The following is a 15,763-nucleotide window of genomic DNA, read 5'->3' on the forward strand; positions in this document are numbered from 1 at the left end:
GTAATGAAGCGTTACCCGATCATCGGGTATGGAGCGGCGGGCTACCTGTTGTTTTTGGTTGCCACTTTGTACGCTATCGGCTTCGTAGGTGCAATTGTGGTGCCGCGCAACATCGATCACGGAATCGACGGTCCCATATGGTTGACGGTGCTGCTCAACGTGGCGCTGCTGGGCCTGTTCGGTATTCAGCACAGTGTTATGGCGCGACCGGGTTTCAAACGTTGGTGGACGCGATTTGTGCCGAAGACGGTTGAGCGCAGCACCTACGTATTGCTGGCAAGCGCGATACTGCTGCTGCTGTTCTGGCAGTGGCGCACGATGCCGGCCGTCATCTGGGACGTGCAGTATCCGCCCGCCCGGGTGGTGCTGTGGGGGCTGTTCGGGCTGGGGTGGGTGGTCGTGTTTGCCTCGTCGTTCATGGTCAGCCATTTCGACCTGCTCGGTCTGCGCCAGGTGTATCTGGCCTGGCGTGAAAAGCCCTATACCGAAATAAATTTTCGCGTCAATTTCTTCTACCGGGTGGTGCGCCATTCGCTCATGCTGGGCTTTATCATCGCGTTCTGGGCAACGCCCACAATGACGGCGGGGAATTTGCTGTTTGCCATTGTTACAACGGCCTACGTATTGGTCGCCCTGCCCCTGGAAGAGCGCGACTTGGTGGCCGCGCTGGGGGATCAGTACCGCGATTACCAGCGCTCGGTACCCAGGGCTCCGGCGTTGTTGATTAGCAGGCTTGTGAGCTGGGGAATTGTGGATTGAGGAGGTCTAGGCGGCGGTTGGCGGTCAAAGCGGTGATCCGGCAGGCTTCGGCGATGTTGTCGGCGCCGTTGAGGCGGTGCAGATTGATCGCGGTGTTGCGTAGCGTTGCTAGGACCTGTACGCCGTTTCCGGTATGTGCCCTTTGACGGTCTTCGTCGAAGGTGACGTCGCGTATCCAGTGCAGGCTGTTCTCGATTCCCCAGTGTTGACGCATCCAGGTCATGATCGCGGTAGGGCGGGCGTGCTCGAACGGCAGGCTGCAGATGGCATAGACCACCTCCACGCTGCGCTGGTCGGTGGCGGTGATCAAGCGTTCACGAGTGATCCGGATGATTTGTTTTGCGTAGGGGAAGCCGATTCCTCGTGCAGCGGTGATGATTTGCAGGGTGCGGGTCTCGACACGGCCGTGGCCGCGGGAGTCGTCGGTAGCGGCTGTGGGCACCTCGGCCCAGGGCAGCGCGGTGATACGCGCAAGTATTTTGGCTTGGTTGGACTTGACGATCATCAGGTAGTGCGACTTCAAGGTGGCGCAGATCAACTTCGCGGTGACGACCTGGGTATGCATCGCATCCACGGTGACCAGCCACCGCAAGCTACCCGGCAGCAGCGTGAGCAGGGCACGTACGCAGGGAATTTCATTGCTTTTCTCGGCGACAGCGAGTTGACCGAGCACCAATCGGGCACGGTGGGCGAACACCGACACGAGATGCGTGGCTGTCGCTTTGGCGCGTAAAGGCACCACGCAGCATCTTGCCGTCCAACGCGATCGGCACCAATCCACTGGGGTCGCTGCTGGCCACGTGTGCAGTGAAGTAACTGCCCATCCTGGCGTTGAGGTCGGCGGGGTCTAGCCGAGACAAAACAGCGCGGAAGGTCTTCTCACTGGGCCGCCGGAACCGGACCCCTAATTGGGCCAACACATCATCGGGAGCGGTGGCCGCCCATGTGGCAAAACCAGCATAGCCGCGCATCCCCGCGGCAGTGGCCAGAACCGCGATCGCCAACAAAGCCATCAGCGAATACCTCCGACCGCGTGGGTCCCTCGGGTCTGGCACCGAGGCCAACACACCGAGAAACTCCGATCCGATGAGCTCGCTGCGCTCACCAGGACTCCAGCGGTCGAACACCTCTGGAACCGACGACACAGGCAATACTGAAACGGTAGGCACGGGCAACTCCAGACCAACGACGAACAGTAACCAACTCGATCGTTCTCCAGATAGCCCGTGCCTACACTCCGGCCCCAATAGCGCGGCACCAAAGATCATCAACCCAGCTCACAAGCCTGCTAATCAACAACGCCGGAGCCCTGGCTCGGTACCGATGTTGCTGCCGGTACCGCACCGCGGCTCGGGTAAAACGGTTGGTCAGCACTGATTTTCGGCCACCCGGCCGGTGCCGCGCGGGCAGCCCGATGTCCGGCCGCCGGCTATGAGTTTGGTCGTTGCCACTATGATCTTGACGGCATTTCGTTAAGTATTGGGGTATGGATGTCAAGGAGGTGCTGCTGCCTGGCGTCGGTCTCCGCTACGAGTTCACTAGCCAGAAAGGCGAGCGGATCGGCATTATTGCCCGGCGCACCGGCGATTTCGAGGTCGTCGTATACGCCGCCAACGACCCGGATGCGGCGCGGCCGGTCTTCTGCCTGACCGATGAAGAGGCTGATGCGTTGGCTCAGATCCTGGGTGCACCACGGATCGCCGAGCGGTTCACCGAGCTGACCCGTGAGGTGCCCGGGCTCGAGGCGGGCCACATCATCATCGCGCCACAGAGCCCGTTCGTTGACCGGCCGCTCGGGGAGACCCATGCCCGCACCCGCACCGGCGCGTCGATCGTGGCAATCGTGCGTGGCCAAGAGGTGGTCGCATCGCCGAACCCGGCGGAGCTGTTGCGCGAGCGCGACGTCCTTATCGTGATCGGTACCGAAGAGGGCATTGCCGGAGTCGAGCAGATCGTCGACAAGGGCTGAATCGGTGGAGGTTTCGAGGGCGCTGCTTTTTGAGGTCGGCGCACTCCTGACAACGCTTGCCCTGCTTGGTGCAATCGTGCGCAGATTCGCGTTGTCCCCGATCCCGGTCTATCTACTGGCCGGCCTCTCGTTGGGCAAGGGCGGCGTCCTGCCGGTGGCCGCCGCCGACGATTTCGTCGCCACCGGCGCGCCCATCGGCATTGTGCTGCTGCTGCTGACGTTGGGTCTCGAGTTCTCCGCGACCGAATTTGCCAGCAGTCTGCGCCACCACATGCCCTCTGCCATGGTCGATATCGTCCTCAATGCCACGCCAGGGGCGGTGGCCGGCTGGCTGCTGGGGTTGGACGGTGTGGCGATCCTCGCGCTGGCCGGGGTCACCTACATCTCGTCGTCGGGCGTGGTGGCGCGGCTGCTGGAAGACCTGCGCCGGCTCGGTAACCGCGAAACACCGGCGGTGTTGTCGGTGCTGGTGCTCGAAGACTTCGCCATGGCCGGCTATCTGCCCTTGTTCACGGTGCTGGCCCTGCACGGCGATTGGCTCCATGCGCTCGGTGGAACGCTGGCCGCGATCGCAGCCCTGCTCGGGGCCTTTGCGGCGTCCTTCTACTGGGGCCATCACTTCGGCCGGCTGTTCGCGCACCCGGATTCGGAGCAGTTGTTGCTGCGGGTATTGGGCATCACCCTGATGGTTGCGGCGCTGGCCGAGACGTTGCACGCCTCGGCGGCGGTGGGCGCGTTCCTGGTGGGCCTGACCCTCACCGGCGAGACCGCTGAGCGGGCCCGCAGGGTGCTGGGGCCGCTGCGCGATCTGTTCGCGGCGATCTTCTTCCTGGGCATCGGCCTGTCGGTCGCCCCCAAAGAGTTGATTCCGGCGCTCCCGGTGGCCATCTTGCTGGCCGTCGTCACCGCGGCAACCAAGGTGCTCACCGGAATGTTCGCCGCTCGACGCGACGGAGTGGCCCGCCGCGGACAGCTGCGTGCGGGTACCGCCCTCATCGCCAGAGGCGAGTTCTCATTGATCATCATCGGACTGGTCGGCGCGTCGATCCCCGCCGTAGCGGCGTTGGCGACCGCGTATGTCTTCATCATGGCGGTCGCCGGACCGGTGCTAGCCCGCTATACCGGCGGGCCGGTGGCAACCACCGCCTGACCGGTCTCGGGTGGCACTCAACCGATATGCAGGGCGACGACCACCCAGCGCGGTGTGCCCAACGCGGCGACCCGCTCCACCCGGCAGGCGATCGCGTGAATCCGGTCTGCGCGGCTGTAGGTTCCAAAAACCTCGGCCGCGGTGTCACGGCCAGCGCACGCGACGGGCTGAAGCCCGAGCCGGCGCAGCGCAGCGGTGCCGTTGCGCCCGGCCATCGATTGACTGGCCGACAGCACCGAATCGACCAGGCCGGGCGTCAGCAGCGACCGGAGCTGCCCCGCCGGACGGCGGCGGTCGATGACCTCCAGAACGCGGCGCAGTGCCGCGTCGGTGAACGCGGCCGCCTGGCGCATCGGCGCGGACATGGCATCGGTCGCTGTGGCGGCTGGCTGTTCGCCGCGGGCGGGACCGCCGGTGCGGGCAAGGCGTGGCCGCGCCGGTGCGTGCGACGAGGGCCGGCACCGCTCGACGGTGCGGCTCGCAGGTTCGTATTCGACTACCGGGATGACGGCGAAGGCCGCCCGACGGGGCGCGGCGGCATCAGGACCAATACTCAAGTGGCACTCTCCAACTCGTAATGGCGCAAACCAACAACCGACCCAAAGATCGGGTGCGAGTGCCCGCTGGAGAGTGGCAGACAAACTGCGGGCCATCATCGCACAAATGACGGCGGCGCGTACCCGCGCCCGCAGGTGGCCACACCAGCGGTTACGGTGACCCACATCGGTTGACGCAACCAGTCGACAAGGAGGACAGGGCCGTAATGGTGACCCGGTTGTCCAACACCGATGCGTCTTTCTATCGGTTGGAGAACACCGCTACCCCGATGTACGTCGGGTCGCTGATGATCCTGCGCCGTCCGCGTGCCGGGTTGAGCTATGAGGCGCTGCTGGCCACGGTCGAGCAGCGGTTGGCTCAGATCCCGTGCTACCGGCAGAAGGTCCGTGAGGTGCGGATCGGCATGGCCCGGCCGGTGTGGATCGACGATCCGGACTTCGACATCACCTATCACGTCAGGCGGTCGGCGCTGCCGTCGCCGGGCAGTGACGAGCAACTGCATGAGCTGATTGCGCGGCTGGCCGCGCGGCCCTTGGACAAGTCGCGCCCGCTGTGGGAGATGTATCTCATCGAGGGGCTGGAAAAGGGTCGCGTCGCCCTCTACACCAAGACGCACCAGGCCTTGATCAATGGGGTGACAGCGCTGTCGCTCGGACACGTCATCGCTGACCGGACCCAGCGCCCACCGCCGTTCCCGGAAGACATCTGGATTCCCGAGCGCGATCCGGGCAACACCAGGTTGGTGATGGGGGCCATCGGCGATTGGGTGGTGGGACCCGGCGCGCAGTTGCAGGCGGTCGGATCGGCGATCGCCGGGTTGGCGACCAATCAGAGTCAGCTCGTCAACGCCGGCCGTCGGATCCTCGATGTCGCGCGTAACGTCGCGCGCGGCACCGCCCCCAGCAGTCCGCTCAATGCGCCCGTTTCGCGGAATCGAAGGTTGACGGTTGCCAGCGGACGCCTGGAGGACTACCGGACGGTGCGGGCCCGCTACGACTGCGACGTCCACGACGTGGTGCTGGCCGTGATAGCCGGCGCCCTGGGCAACTGGCTGATGTCGCGCGGTGAGACGGTTTCCCAGACGGCAACGGTGCGTGCGATGGCGCCGCTGTCGGTCTATGTGGAGGACCAACTCGACTCGTCCGGGCCCGGTCAGCAGATCAGCCAGGTGACGCCGTTCCTGATCGACCTGCCGGTGGGGGAGCGCAACGCCGTGGTGCGGCTGTCGCAAGTCGCTCACGCCACCGAATCGAACCCGACGGCGGCCAGCCTGGTCGATGCCCGCACCATCGTCACGCTGTCCGGCTTTGCGCCGCCCACCCTGCACGCGATGGGTATCCGGGTCGCCACCAGTTTTCCCAGCTTTTCCAAGCGGACGTTCAACTTGTTGATTACCAATGCCCCCGGAGCCCAGTCGCAGATGTATGTGGCCGATGCGGTGCCGCCGCTACTGCACAATCAGGCCCTGGCCATCAGCGTGACCTCCTACAACGGCATGCTCTACTTCGGCATCAACGCCGACCGCGACGCGATGAGCGACGTCGAGCTGCTGCCGGCGCTGCTGGCTCAATCGCTCGAGGAGCTGCTGGAAGCTTCTCGGTAGTCGCCGGGGCAAAGGTGCTGCTTAGAGCTAGCATTCGTTGATGTGAGCACCGCGACGAATGACGGCGCGCCGGCGAAGGCGAAGAAAAAGAAGAAGAAGTCAGCCGGGGCCGGCAGACACAAGATTTCCAAAGGCGTCTACGAAGCCGAATTATTCCGGCTACAAACCGAATTCGTGAGGCTGCAGGAGTGGGTCCGGCACGCGGGCGCGCGTGTGGTGGTCATCTTCGAAGGTCGAGATGCCGCCGGCAAGGGTGGCGCGATCAAACGGATCACCGAGTACCTCAGCCCACGACACGCCTACGTTGCCGCGTTGCCGGTGCCCAACGATCGGGAACGCGGGCAGTGGTACTACCAGCGCTATATCGCCCATCTGCCCGCGAAAGGGGAAATCGTTTTCTTCGATCGGTCCTGGTACAACCGCGCCGGTATCGAGAAGGTGATGGGATTCTGTACGCCCCAAGAACATGCGCTGTTCCTGCGGCAGACGCCGATCTTCGAACAGATGCTCATCGATGATGGGATCTTGCTGCGCAAGTATTGGTTCTCGGTCTCCGATGAGGAACAGTTGCACCGGTTCAAGGCGCGCCAGACCGACCCGGTCCGGCAGTGGAAACTCAGCCCCATGGACCTGGAATCGGTCTATCGGTGGGAGGACTATTCGCGTGCCAAGGACGAGATGATGGTCCACACCGATACCCCGGTGAGCCCGTGGTACGTCGTCGAATCCGATATCAAGAAGCATGCGCGGCTGAACATGATGGCGCATCTGTTGTCGACGATCGACTACCGCCCGGTGGAGATGCCCAAGGTCAATCTGCCCGACCAGCCGATCGTCACCGGCAACTACAAGCGTCCACCACGCGAATTGTCCAAGTATGTCGAGGACTACGCGTCGACGTTGATCGGGCGCTGAATGACGATCCCAAATGCGGCGGGCCGGTGCTGGTGTAGACAACCGTGCCAACAGGTGGTCGGCCGATGATCCAGGTCTATGTGCCCGCGACGCTGGCCATGTTGCAGCAACTGGTGGCTGATGGCTCGTTGTGGCCGGTCAATGGCACGGTGTTCGCGGTGACTCCGACGTTGCGTGAGGCCTACGCGCAAGGCGACGACGATGAGCTGGCCGAAGTGGCACTTCAAGAGGCCGCGCTGGCGTCGCTGCGGCTGCTGGCAAACGATGAGGACGAGAAGCTGCCGCCGCGGCGGGCGGTGCTTACCGCGGAGGTGGACGACGCCATCTACCGGCCGGATCTCGACGATGCCGTCGTCCGGCTGAGCGCTCCGATTGCCATGGATCAGGTGGTCGCCGCCTACGTCGACAACGTTGCCGCCGAACCGGCCGTCAGCGCGGCCATCGCCGTCATAGATGCCGCCGACCTCGGTGACGAGGACGCCGACTTGGTCGTCGGCGACGCGCAGGATCACGACCTGGCGTGGTACGCGAACCAGGAATTGCCGTTCCTGCTCGACCTGCTGTAACCCCGCGGATGTGAGGTAATCAGCACCGCCGGGGTCTAGCTACGCAACTGTAACCTTCGCTACCGTAGATTTATCGCAAGGGCGTGCTGCCGCCCAAACCCGGGCGGCTACCGACTCCACGCCGCGAGCAGGAGCTTTTTATGGTCAAGAAGAACGCGGCACTGAGCGCCCAGATCATCGATACCAAGCGGCCGAGCATCGTCGGTGCGGACAAACACCCGGGCTGGCACGCGCTGCGCAAGATCGCCTCACGTATCACCACGCCGCTGTTGCCCGATGACTACCTTCAGCTGGCCAACCCATTGTGGTCGGCGCGCGAATTGCGCGGCCGCATTCTCGAGGTTCGCCGGGAGACCGAGGATTCCGCCACGCTGGTCATCAAACCCGGCTGGGGCTTTAGCTTCGACTATCAGCCGGGCCAGTACATCGGGATCGGGCTGCTGGTGGATGGGCGTTGGCGGTGGCGATCGTATTCACTGACGTCGAGCCCGGTTGGCGGGAAGTCCGGGCCGGGGTCGGCGCGGACGGTGACGATCACTGTCAAGGCGATGCCCGAAGGCTTCCTGTCCAAGCATTTGGTGGCCGGTGTCGCGCAGGGGACCATCGTGCGACTGGTCGCACCCCAGGGCAATTTCGTTTTGCCCGACCCCGCCCCGCCGTCGATTCTGTTTCTCACCGCCGGGTCGGGGATCACGCCGGTGATGTCGATGCTGCGAACGCTGCTGCGCCGCAACCAGATCACTGACATCACCCACCTGCATTCGGTGCCTACCGAAGCGGACGTGATGTTTGGTGATGAGCTTGCCGGGGTGGCCGCCCAGCACCCGGGCTACCGGCTTTCGGTGCGCGCGACGCGCTCCCAGGGTCGTCTCGATCTTTCCCGGATCGGCGAGCAGGTGCCGGATTGGCGTGAGCGACAGACCTGGGCGTGTGGGCCCGAGAGCATGCTCAACCAGGCGGAAAAGGTGTGGTCCGCGGCCGGGATCGGCGACCGACTGCACTTGGAGCGGTTCGCGGTGTCCAAGGCGGCCCCCGCGGGCGCCGGTGGGACGGTCACGTTCGCCCGCAGTGGGCGCAGTGTCGACGTCGACGCGGCGACCTCGGTGATGGATGCCGGCGAGCGCGCCGGTGTGCAAATGCCGTTCGGTTGCCGGATGGGTATCTGCCAGTCGTGTGTGGTCGATCTGGTGCAGGGGCACGTCCGTGACCTGCGCACGGGCCAGGAGCACGATCCCGGGAGCCGGGTGCAGACCTGTGTCACGGCAGCGTCCGGCGATTGTGTGATCGACGTCTAAAGCTACCCACTGGTAACTTACGGAGTCGTAGGTTACGATTGCGTAGGTTCGTAGCAGATTTGGGACCGTACGACGCAGGGAGAAGACGATGGCGATTACCGACGTCGACGTATTCGCGCATCTGACGGACGCCGATATCGAGAATCTGGCGATTGAGCTCGATGCCATACGACAAGACATTGAAGACTCTCGCGGTGAGCGCGACGCCCGCTATATCCGCCGCACCATCGCGGCGCAGCGCGCGTTGGAGGTGAGTGGCAGCCTGATGCTGGCCGCCAGCTCGCGCCGTTCGGCGTGGTGGGCGGGGGCATTGACCCTCGGGGTGGCCAAGATCGTCGAGAACATGGAGATTGGCCACAATGTCATGCACGGCCAATGGGACTGGATGAACGATCCGGAGATTCACTCCTCGTCGTGGGAGTGGGACATCACCGGCGCGTCCAAGCATTGGCGTTACACCCACAACTTCGTGCACCACAAGTACACCAACATCTTGGGCATGGACGACGATGTCGGCTACGGCATGCTTCGCGTCACCCGCGATCAGCGCTGGAAGCGCTACAACATTTTCAACTTGGTGTGGAACACCTTGCTGGCGCTCGGCTTCGAATGGGGAGTCGCGTTGCAGCATTTGGAGATCGGCAAGCTCCTCAAGGGGCGGCTGGACCGCGACACCGCCAAGACCCGGGTGCGCGAGTTTTCCCGCAAGGCCGGTCGCCGGGTGTTCAAGGACTACGTGGCGTTCCCGGCGTTGACGTCGGTGTCGCCCGGCGCGACATACCGGTCCACCCTGACCGCCAACGTCACGGCCAACGTGCTCCGCAACGTGTGGACCAACGCCGTCATCTTCTGTGGGCACTTCCCGGATGGCGCAGAGAAATTCACCAAGACTGACATGGTGGGCGAGACCAAGGGGCAGTGGTACCTGCGGCAGATGCTGGGTAGCGCCAACTTCGAAGCCGGGCCCGCGCTGCGGTTCATGAGTGGCAACCTGTGTCATCAAATCGAGCACCACCTCTATCCAGATTTGCCGAGCAACCGGCTGGCCGAGGTTTCGGTGCGGGTGCGCGAGATCTGCGACAAGTACGACTTGCCCTACACCACAGGCTCGTTCCTGGTGCAGTACGGCAAGACTTGGCGGACCCTGGCCAAGCTGTCGCTGCCGAACAAGTACCTGCGTGACAACGCCGACGATGCTCCGGAGACCCGCAGTGAGCGGATGTTCGCGGACCTGGAGCCGGGCTTCGCGGGAGCCGATCCGCGGACCGGCCGGCGCCGTGGCCTCAAGAGTGCGATTGCCGCCGTGCGGGGCCGTCGGCGCGGCAAGCGTGTCCCGGAGGTAAGGGACAGTGGCACAAACGATCTGGCGGCCTAGCTGATAGCATCCCGCTGCGGGGGCAGCCAGTTCGTTGCTGACGCGAGATTGGTGTCGCGGCGGGGATGGCCACCGCGGCCATGCCGCAAAGCGGTCGGTAACCGGGCCCGCGCCCGGATCGCATCAGGTGCTCGCGGGCGAGACATGATCCAGTTACCCGTAGGTAACCTACGGGGTCGTAGATTAGCATTGTCGTGGCTGATGGCTACGGGGCAGGAAGGTGAGAGGTGGCGATAACCGACGTCGACGTGTTCGCGCATCTGACGGACGGCGATATCGAAAACCTGAGCACTGAACTCGATGACATCCGCCGCGACATTGAAGAATCGCGCGGTGAACGCGATGCCCGCTACATCTACCGAACCATCGCCGCACAGCGGGCGCTGGAGGTCGGTGGCCGGTTGGTGCTGGCGGCCAGCTCGCGTCGCTCGGCGTGGTGGGTAGGTGCGGTGACGCTCAGCGTGGCCAAGATCATCGAGAACATGGAGATCGGTCACAACGTCATGCATGGCCAATGGGATTGGATGAATGATCCCGAGGTGCACTCCTCGACGTGGGAGTGGGACATGGCCTCGACGTCGAAGCACTGGCGGTATACCCACAACGTGGTGCACCACAAGTACACCAACATTCTCGACATGGATCACGATGTCGGCTACGGCATGCTGCGGGTGACCCGGGATCAAGGGTGGCGGCGGCGAGACGCCTTCAACCTGGCCATCAATGCTCTGCTTGCGATCGGGTTCGAATGGGGAATCGCGTTGCGGCACTTGGAGGCTCGCGACCTCTTCAAAGATGGGACAGAGCGCGAAGCTGCCAAATTCAGGCTACGGGAGTTCTCGGGTAAGGCCGGTCGTCAGGCGGTCAAAGACTATGTGGCCTTCCCGGCGTTGACGTCGGTGTCGCCTGCCGCGACCTACCGGTCTACCTTGACCGCCAACGCGTTTGCCAATGTGATCCGAAACGTCTGGTCCAACGCCGTTATTTTCTGTGGGCATTTCCCGGACGGCGCAGAGAAATTCACCAAGACTGATTTGGTAGACGAGACCCAGGGCCAGTGGTACCTGCGGCAGATGTTGGGAAGCGCCAATTTCAATGCTGGAACGGCGATGCGCTTCATGAGCGGCAGCCTCAGTCATCAAATCGAGCACCATCTCTATCCGGACTTGCCGAGCAATCGGCTGGCCGAGGTTTCGGTGCGGGTGCGCGAGATCTGCGATAAGTACGACTTGCCTTACACCACAGGCTCATTTCCGCTGCAGTACGCCAAGACATGGCGCACGCTCGCCAAGCTCTCGCTGCCGAACAAGTACCTGCGCGACAACGCCGACGACGCTCCGGAGACCCGCAGCGAGCGCATGTTCGCCGGTCTGGAGGCGGGCTTCGCGGGAACCGATCCGATGACCGGCCGTCGTCGCGGCCTCAAGGCCGCGATAACCGCGGTACGCGCCTGGCGGCGCGCCAAGCCCGGCAAGGCCAAGAAGGCCGGCGGCACCGACGGTCTGGCGGCCTAGCCTCGGCGGTGGCGGCGGCCGTCGGCGCGCGCTGCGGCTACCCCAGTCGCTCGATGATGGTCGCGTTGGCCATGCCGCCGCCCTCGCACATGGTCTGCAGGCCGTAGCGGCCACCGCGCTGCTCCAAAGCGTTGACCAGCGTGGTCATGATACGCGCACCGCTGGCGCCCAACGGGTGGCCGATGGCGATTGCGCCGCCGTTGACGTTGGTCTTGGCCAGATCCGCCCCGGTGTCCTTCGCCCAGGCCAGCACGACCGGGGCGAAGGCCTCGTTGACCTCGAACAGGTCGATGTCGCGCAGGGCCAACCCGGCGCGGCGTAGCGCCTTTTCGGTGGCCGCGATGACCCCGGTCAGCATGTAGAGCGGATCCGAACCCACCACCGTGGTGGTGTGAATGCGCGCCAACGGGCGCAGGCCCAGCTTCCGGGCGACGTCGCTGCTGGTGATCATGATCGCGGCGCTGCCGTCGGACAACGGTGACGAGTTACCCGGGGTGATCGACCAGTTGATCTGCGGGAAGCGCTCTTTGATCGCATCGCTGTAGAACGCCGGCCGCAGCGCGGCGAGCGTATCGACGGTGGCGCCGGGGCGGATGATCTCGTCGTGGGTGAGCCCGGCGATCGGGATCAGCTCGTTGTCGAAGAGTCCGTCCTTGGTGGCGCGGGCGGCCTTGTCATGGCTGGCTGCGGAGAACTCGTCGAGTTGGGTGCGCGACAAGCCCCACCGTGCCGCAATCAGCTCGGCGCTGATGCCCTGGGGGACCAGCCCGTCGGGGTAGCGGTTGTTCATGTCCGCGCCGAACGGGTTGCTTCCGGGCAGCACCGAGGTGCCCATCGGGACGCGGCTCATCGATTCAACGCCGCCGGCGATCACCAGATCGTAAGCACCGGCCAGCACGCCCTGGGCGGCAAAGCTGATGGCCTGCTGGCTGCTGCCGCATTGCCGGTCGATGGTGACCCCGGGAACCGATTCCGGGAATCCGGCACCCAGCCAGCGCATTGCGCGCGATGTTGACCGCCTGATCGCCGACCTGGGTCACCGCGCCGGCGATCACATCGTCGACTTGTACCGGGTCGACGCCGGTTCGGGCCGCCAGTTCGCGCAGGCTATGCGCCAGCAGGTCGGCGGGTAGTACCTGGTGCAGTGCGCCGTTGGCCTTGCCCTTGCCGATGGGGGTGCGGACGGCGCCGACGATGACGGCGTCGCGACTCTGGGACATGGCTCCTCCTTAAGCTGAGTATTGGTAACTATACTCGGCTATAACAGCTGGGTATACTCAACGCAACCTGGAGCGGAGGGTGATCTTCGTGACAATGCTTGAGGGCCCACTGGCCGACCGTGATGGCTGGTCGGCGGTGGGCGAGTGTCCGATTGAGAAGACCATGGCCGTCGTCGGTACCAAATCCGCGATGCTGATCATGCGGGAGGCCTACTACGGCACCACCCGTTTTGATGACTTCGCCCGCCGGGTGGGTATCACCAAGGCCGCGACCTCGGCGCGGCTGGCCGAATTGGTCAGCCTCAAACTGCTGGCGCGGCGGCCGTATCGCGAGCCGGGGCAGCGCAGCCGCGATGAGTATGTGCTCACCGAGGCCGGGCTTGATTTCATGCCGGTGGTCTTTTCCCTGTTTCAGTGGGGCAAGCGCCACCTGCCCGGCGGCGATTGCCTGCAACTGACCCACCTGGGCTGTGGGGCGCAGGCGCAGGTTGAAATTCGATGTGCCAAAGGGCACTTGGTGCCCGCCGACGAACTCGGTATGCGGTTGGTCAGGTCTCCCTGAGGGCGGTCAGCAGCCGGCGGGCCGCTGCCACGCGGCGCACCGCGGTTCCGGACAAACTGTCCAGTACGCATTCGGGATCGGCCGGCGGCCCCATGTGCCCGCAGCCGCGCGGGCAATCGCCGATCGCCTCGGCCAGGTCGGTAAAGGCCAGCAGCACGTCGTCTGGCTGGATGTGGGCCAAGCCGAACGAGCGGATTCCGGGAGTGTCGATCACCCACCCGCCGCCCTGCCCGTCCGTCTCGAGAGGCAGCGCGACCGACTGCGTCGACGTGTGCCGGCCCCTGCCGATCTCGGTGACCTCGCCGACGGCCCGATCGGCCTCAGGGACCAGGCGATTCACCAGAGTCGACTTGCCGACGCCGGAATGCCCGAGCAGTACGGTCGTCTTGCCGTCGAGTAGGTCGGCCACCGCGAGGAGCGGATCGTCGCGGCCCGCCGCAACCACCTGAAGGTCCAGTTCGAGGAACTGCTCGGCGAAAGGTTCGGGCGGGGCCAGGTCGGTCTTGGTCAGGCAGAGTATGGGGGTCAGACCGCCCGTGTAGGCGGCGATCAAGGCCCGGTCCACCAATCCGCTGCGCGGTGGCGGGTCGGCCAACGCCACCACCATCAACAACTGATCCGCGTTGGCGACCACGACCCGTTCGGTGGGGTCGGTGTCATCGGCGGTGCGACGCAGCACCGTTCGGCGTGGCCCCCTGCGCACGATGCGGGCCAGGGTGTCGGGGCGTCCGGACAGATCCCCGACCAGGTCGACGTCGTCGCCGACCACGATCGGGGTGCGTCCGAGCTCGTGGGCCCGCATCGCGGTGACCCGACGCAGCGGGTCCTCGCCGAGCACGCATCCCCAGCGGCCGCGGTCAACGGCGACCACCATGGCGGCTTCGGCGTCAGCGTGTTCCGGACGGGTCTTGGTACGCGGACGTGAGCCGCGACCCGAACGGATCTTGACGTCGGATTCGTCGTAGTCGCCTGGCCTCAACCGCTGGACCCCTCGACCATCTCGGTCCACAGCTGTGGGAACTCCGGCAACGTCTTGCTGGTAGCCCCGATGTCGTCCACCTCGACCCCGGCCACCCGGAGCCCGACGATCGCGCCGGCCATCGCCATCCGATGATCGGCGTAGGCGCGCCAGCTGCCCGGACGCAGCGGCGTAGCGGTGATCACCAGACCGTCGGAGGTTTGTTCGCAGTTGCCGCCGAGGCGGTTGATTTCGGTGCTCAAGGCGGCCAGCCGATCGGTCTCGTGGCCGCGCAGATGCGCGATGCCAGCCAGCCGGGACACCGATCCGGGGCTCGCCAGCGCCGCCAGCGCCGCCACCGATGGGGTGAGTTCGCCGACATCGCGCAGGTCGACGTCGAATCCGCGGTAGGTCTGCGGACCCTGCACCTGAAGGCATGAATCAATATGTCGGACCGTGGAATTCAGTGTCTGCAGAATGTCGAGAATGTTCTTGGCGGGTTGCACGCTGTCCGCCGGCCAGCCGGTGATGGTCACCGTCCCGCCGGTGACCACGGCCGCCGCCAGAAATGCGACCGCATTGGTCAGATCCGGCTCGACGTCCCAATGCCGAGGCCTGAGGGCGCCGGGCCGGACCAGCCAGCGGTTGGGTATCGAGTCGTCGACATCGACGCCGGCTTGGCGCAGCATCTGCACCGTCATCGCGATGTGCGGTGCGGACGGCAGCTCCGAACCGGTGTGTTGCACCGTTAGGCCATCGGTGAACGACGCGCCGGACAGCAGTAGGCCGGAGACGAACTGTGACGACGCGGATGCATCAATGGCCACCGTGCCGCCCGCGACCGACCCGGTGCCTTGAACCCGGAACGGAAGGCCGGCACCATCGACGGGCACACCCAGGCCGCGCAGCGCATCCAGCAGCGGTGCGATGGGGCGGGCCCGGGCCTGCTCATCCCCATCGAAGGTGATCGGGGCGGCGCTCAGCGCCGCCAGCGGGGGAACGAACCGCAACACCGTGCCGGCCAGGCCGCAGTCGACCCGGGCCTCGGGGCCGGGCCGGATGCGGCCACTGACCGTCAGCTCGGAACCAGTCCCGTCGACCCGCAAGCCCAACGTCTGCAACGCCTCGATCATCAGATCGGTATCGCGGCTGCGCAGCGCGCCGGTGATGGTCGAGGAGCCTTGGCCCTGTGCCGCGGCCAGCGCCGCAAGCACCAGCGTCCGGTTGGTCTGCGACTTCGAGCCCGGGACGGTCACGGTCGCGTGCACGGGTGTCGGTGCGAATGGGGCTGGCCATGGCTCGATGCTGCTCACCGCTTC

13 protein-coding genes and 2 pseudogenes are annotated in these 15,763 nt (G+C 65.1%); 10 read left to right on the forward strand and 5 right to left on the reverse strand.

The genetic code is table 11. From position 1 onward, the window contains the following. Positions 1 to 3: 3 nt before the first annotated feature. On the forward strand, positions 4 to 759 hold the full coding sequence (gene mddA / locus CKW46_RS09490) for a methanethiol S-methyltransferase (protein WP_117435457.1): 756 nt from the start codon (positions 4 to 6) through the stop codon (positions 757 to 759). Here the strand turns inward: mddA and CKW46_RS09495 are convergent. Beyond that, positions 725 to 1,928: pseudogene (locus tag CKW46_RS09495) on the reverse strand (ISAs1-like element IS2404/ISMul1 family transposase). The gene mddA and the pseudogene CKW46_RS09495 sit on opposite strands and share 35 nt — an antisense overlap. A gap of 317 nt (positions 1,929 to 2,245) precedes the next feature. Between CKW46_RS09495 and CKW46_RS09500 the strand changes: the two are divergent. After that, on the forward strand, positions 2,246 to 2,728 hold the full coding sequence (locus tag CKW46_RS09500) for a cation:proton antiporter regulatory subunit (RefSeq protein ID WP_012393175.1): 483 nt from the start codon (positions 2,246 to 2,248) through the stop codon (positions 2,726 to 2,728). A 4-nt stretch (positions 2,729 to 2,732) separates the two neighbouring features. Then, on the forward strand, positions 2,733 to 3,878 hold the full coding sequence (locus tag CKW46_RS09505) for a cation:proton antiporter (protein ID WP_482053092.1): 1,146 nt from the start codon (positions 2,733 to 2,735) through the stop codon (positions 3,876 to 3,878). A gap of 17 nt (positions 3,879 to 3,895) precedes the next feature. On the opposite strand, the gene CKW46_RS09510 is transcribed toward CKW46_RS09505, so the two are convergent. Beyond that, positions 3,896 to 4,435 carry an Rv3235 family protein gene (locus CKW46_RS09510; RefSeq protein WP_020727266.1) on the reverse strand — a complete coding sequence of 180 codons (540 nt, stop codon included), beginning with the start codon at positions 4,433 to 4,435 and terminating at the stop codon, positions 3,896 to 3,898. A gap of 206 nt (positions 4,436 to 4,641) precedes the next feature. On the opposite strand from CKW46_RS09510, the gene CKW46_RS09515 reads away from it, so the two are divergent. The 6 genes from CKW46_RS09515 to CKW46_RS09540 all read left to right on the forward strand — a co-directional run bounded on the left by CKW46_RS09515 (position 4,642) and on the right by CKW46_RS09540 (position 11,704). After that, positions 4,642 to 6,039, forward strand: a complete 1,398-nt coding sequence (locus CKW46_RS09515; RefSeq protein WP_117435158.1) for a WS/DGAT/MGAT family O-acyltransferase — start codon at positions 4,642 to 4,644, stop codon at positions 6,037 to 6,039. Between the two features lie 42 nt (positions 6,040 to 6,081). Continuing rightward, positions 6,082 to 6,954: a polyphosphate kinase 2 gene (gene ppk2 / locus CKW46_RS09520; protein WP_011740525.1), complete on the forward strand. Its 873-nt coding sequence runs from the start codon at positions 6,082 to 6,084 to the stop codon at positions 6,952 to 6,954. A 65-nt stretch (positions 6,955 to 7,019) separates the two neighbouring features. Then, positions 7,020 to 7,520 carry a DUF6912 family protein gene (locus tag CKW46_RS09525; RefSeq protein ID WP_012393180.1) on the forward strand — a complete coding sequence of 167 codons (501 nt, stop codon included), beginning with the start codon at positions 7,020 to 7,022 and terminating at the stop codon, positions 7,518 to 7,520. A 140-nt stretch (positions 7,521 to 7,660) separates the two neighbouring features. Next, complete coding sequence (locus tag CKW46_RS09530; protein WP_015354866.1) at positions 7,661 to 8,815, forward strand: ferredoxin reductase; 1,155 nt, start codon at positions 7,661 to 7,663, stop codon at positions 8,813 to 8,815. An 88-nt stretch (positions 8,816 to 8,903) separates the two neighbouring features. Next, positions 8,904 to 10,190: a fatty acid desaturase family protein gene (locus tag CKW46_RS09535; protein ID WP_015354867.1), complete on the forward strand. Its 1,287-nt coding sequence runs from the start codon at positions 8,904 to 8,906 to the stop codon at positions 10,188 to 10,190. 227 nt (positions 10,191 to 10,417) lie between these two features. Beyond that, complete coding sequence (locus CKW46_RS09540; RefSeq protein WP_015354868.1) at positions 10,418 to 11,704, forward strand: fatty acid desaturase family protein; 1,287 nt, start codon at positions 10,418 to 10,420, stop codon at positions 11,702 to 11,704. Positions 11,705 to 11,741: 37 nt separating this feature from the next. On the opposite strand, the pseudogene CKW46_RS09545 reads toward CKW46_RS09540, so the two are convergent. After that, a pseudogene (locus tag CKW46_RS09545) lies at positions 11,742 to 12,924 on the reverse strand (thiolase family protein). An 88-nt stretch (positions 12,925 to 13,012) separates the two neighbouring features. On the opposite strand from CKW46_RS09545, the gene CKW46_RS09550 reads away from it, so the two are divergent. Further along, positions 13,013 to 13,486: a winged helix-turn-helix transcriptional regulator gene (locus CKW46_RS09550; protein ID WP_015354870.1), complete on the forward strand. Its 474-nt coding sequence runs from the start codon at positions 13,013 to 13,015 to the stop codon at positions 13,484 to 13,486. On the opposite strand, the gene rsgA is transcribed toward CKW46_RS09550, so the two are convergent. Further along, positions 13,473 to 14,465 carry a ribosome small subunit-dependent GTPase A gene (rsgA, locus tag CKW46_RS09555; RefSeq protein WP_117435154.1) on the reverse strand — a complete coding sequence of 331 codons (993 nt, stop codon included), beginning with the start codon at positions 14,463 to 14,465 and terminating at the stop codon, positions 13,473 to 13,475. The two genes, CKW46_RS09550 and rsgA, sit on opposite strands and share 14 nt — an antisense overlap. Beyond that, positions 14,462 to 15,748, reverse strand: coding sequence for a 3-phosphoshikimate 1-carboxyvinyltransferase (aroA, locus tag CKW46_RS09560; protein ID WP_085979872.1), 1,287 nt, complete (start codon positions 15,746 to 15,748; stop codon positions 14,462 to 14,464). The genes rsgA and aroA overlap by 4 nt, the downstream gene beginning before the upstream one ends. Positions 15,749 to 15,763 lie beyond the last annotated feature (15 nt).

The organism is Mycobacterium liflandii (assembly GCF_022354805.1).
GTDB lineage: Bacteria > Actinomycetota > Actinomycetes > Mycobacteriales > Mycobacteriaceae > Mycobacterium > Mycobacterium marinum.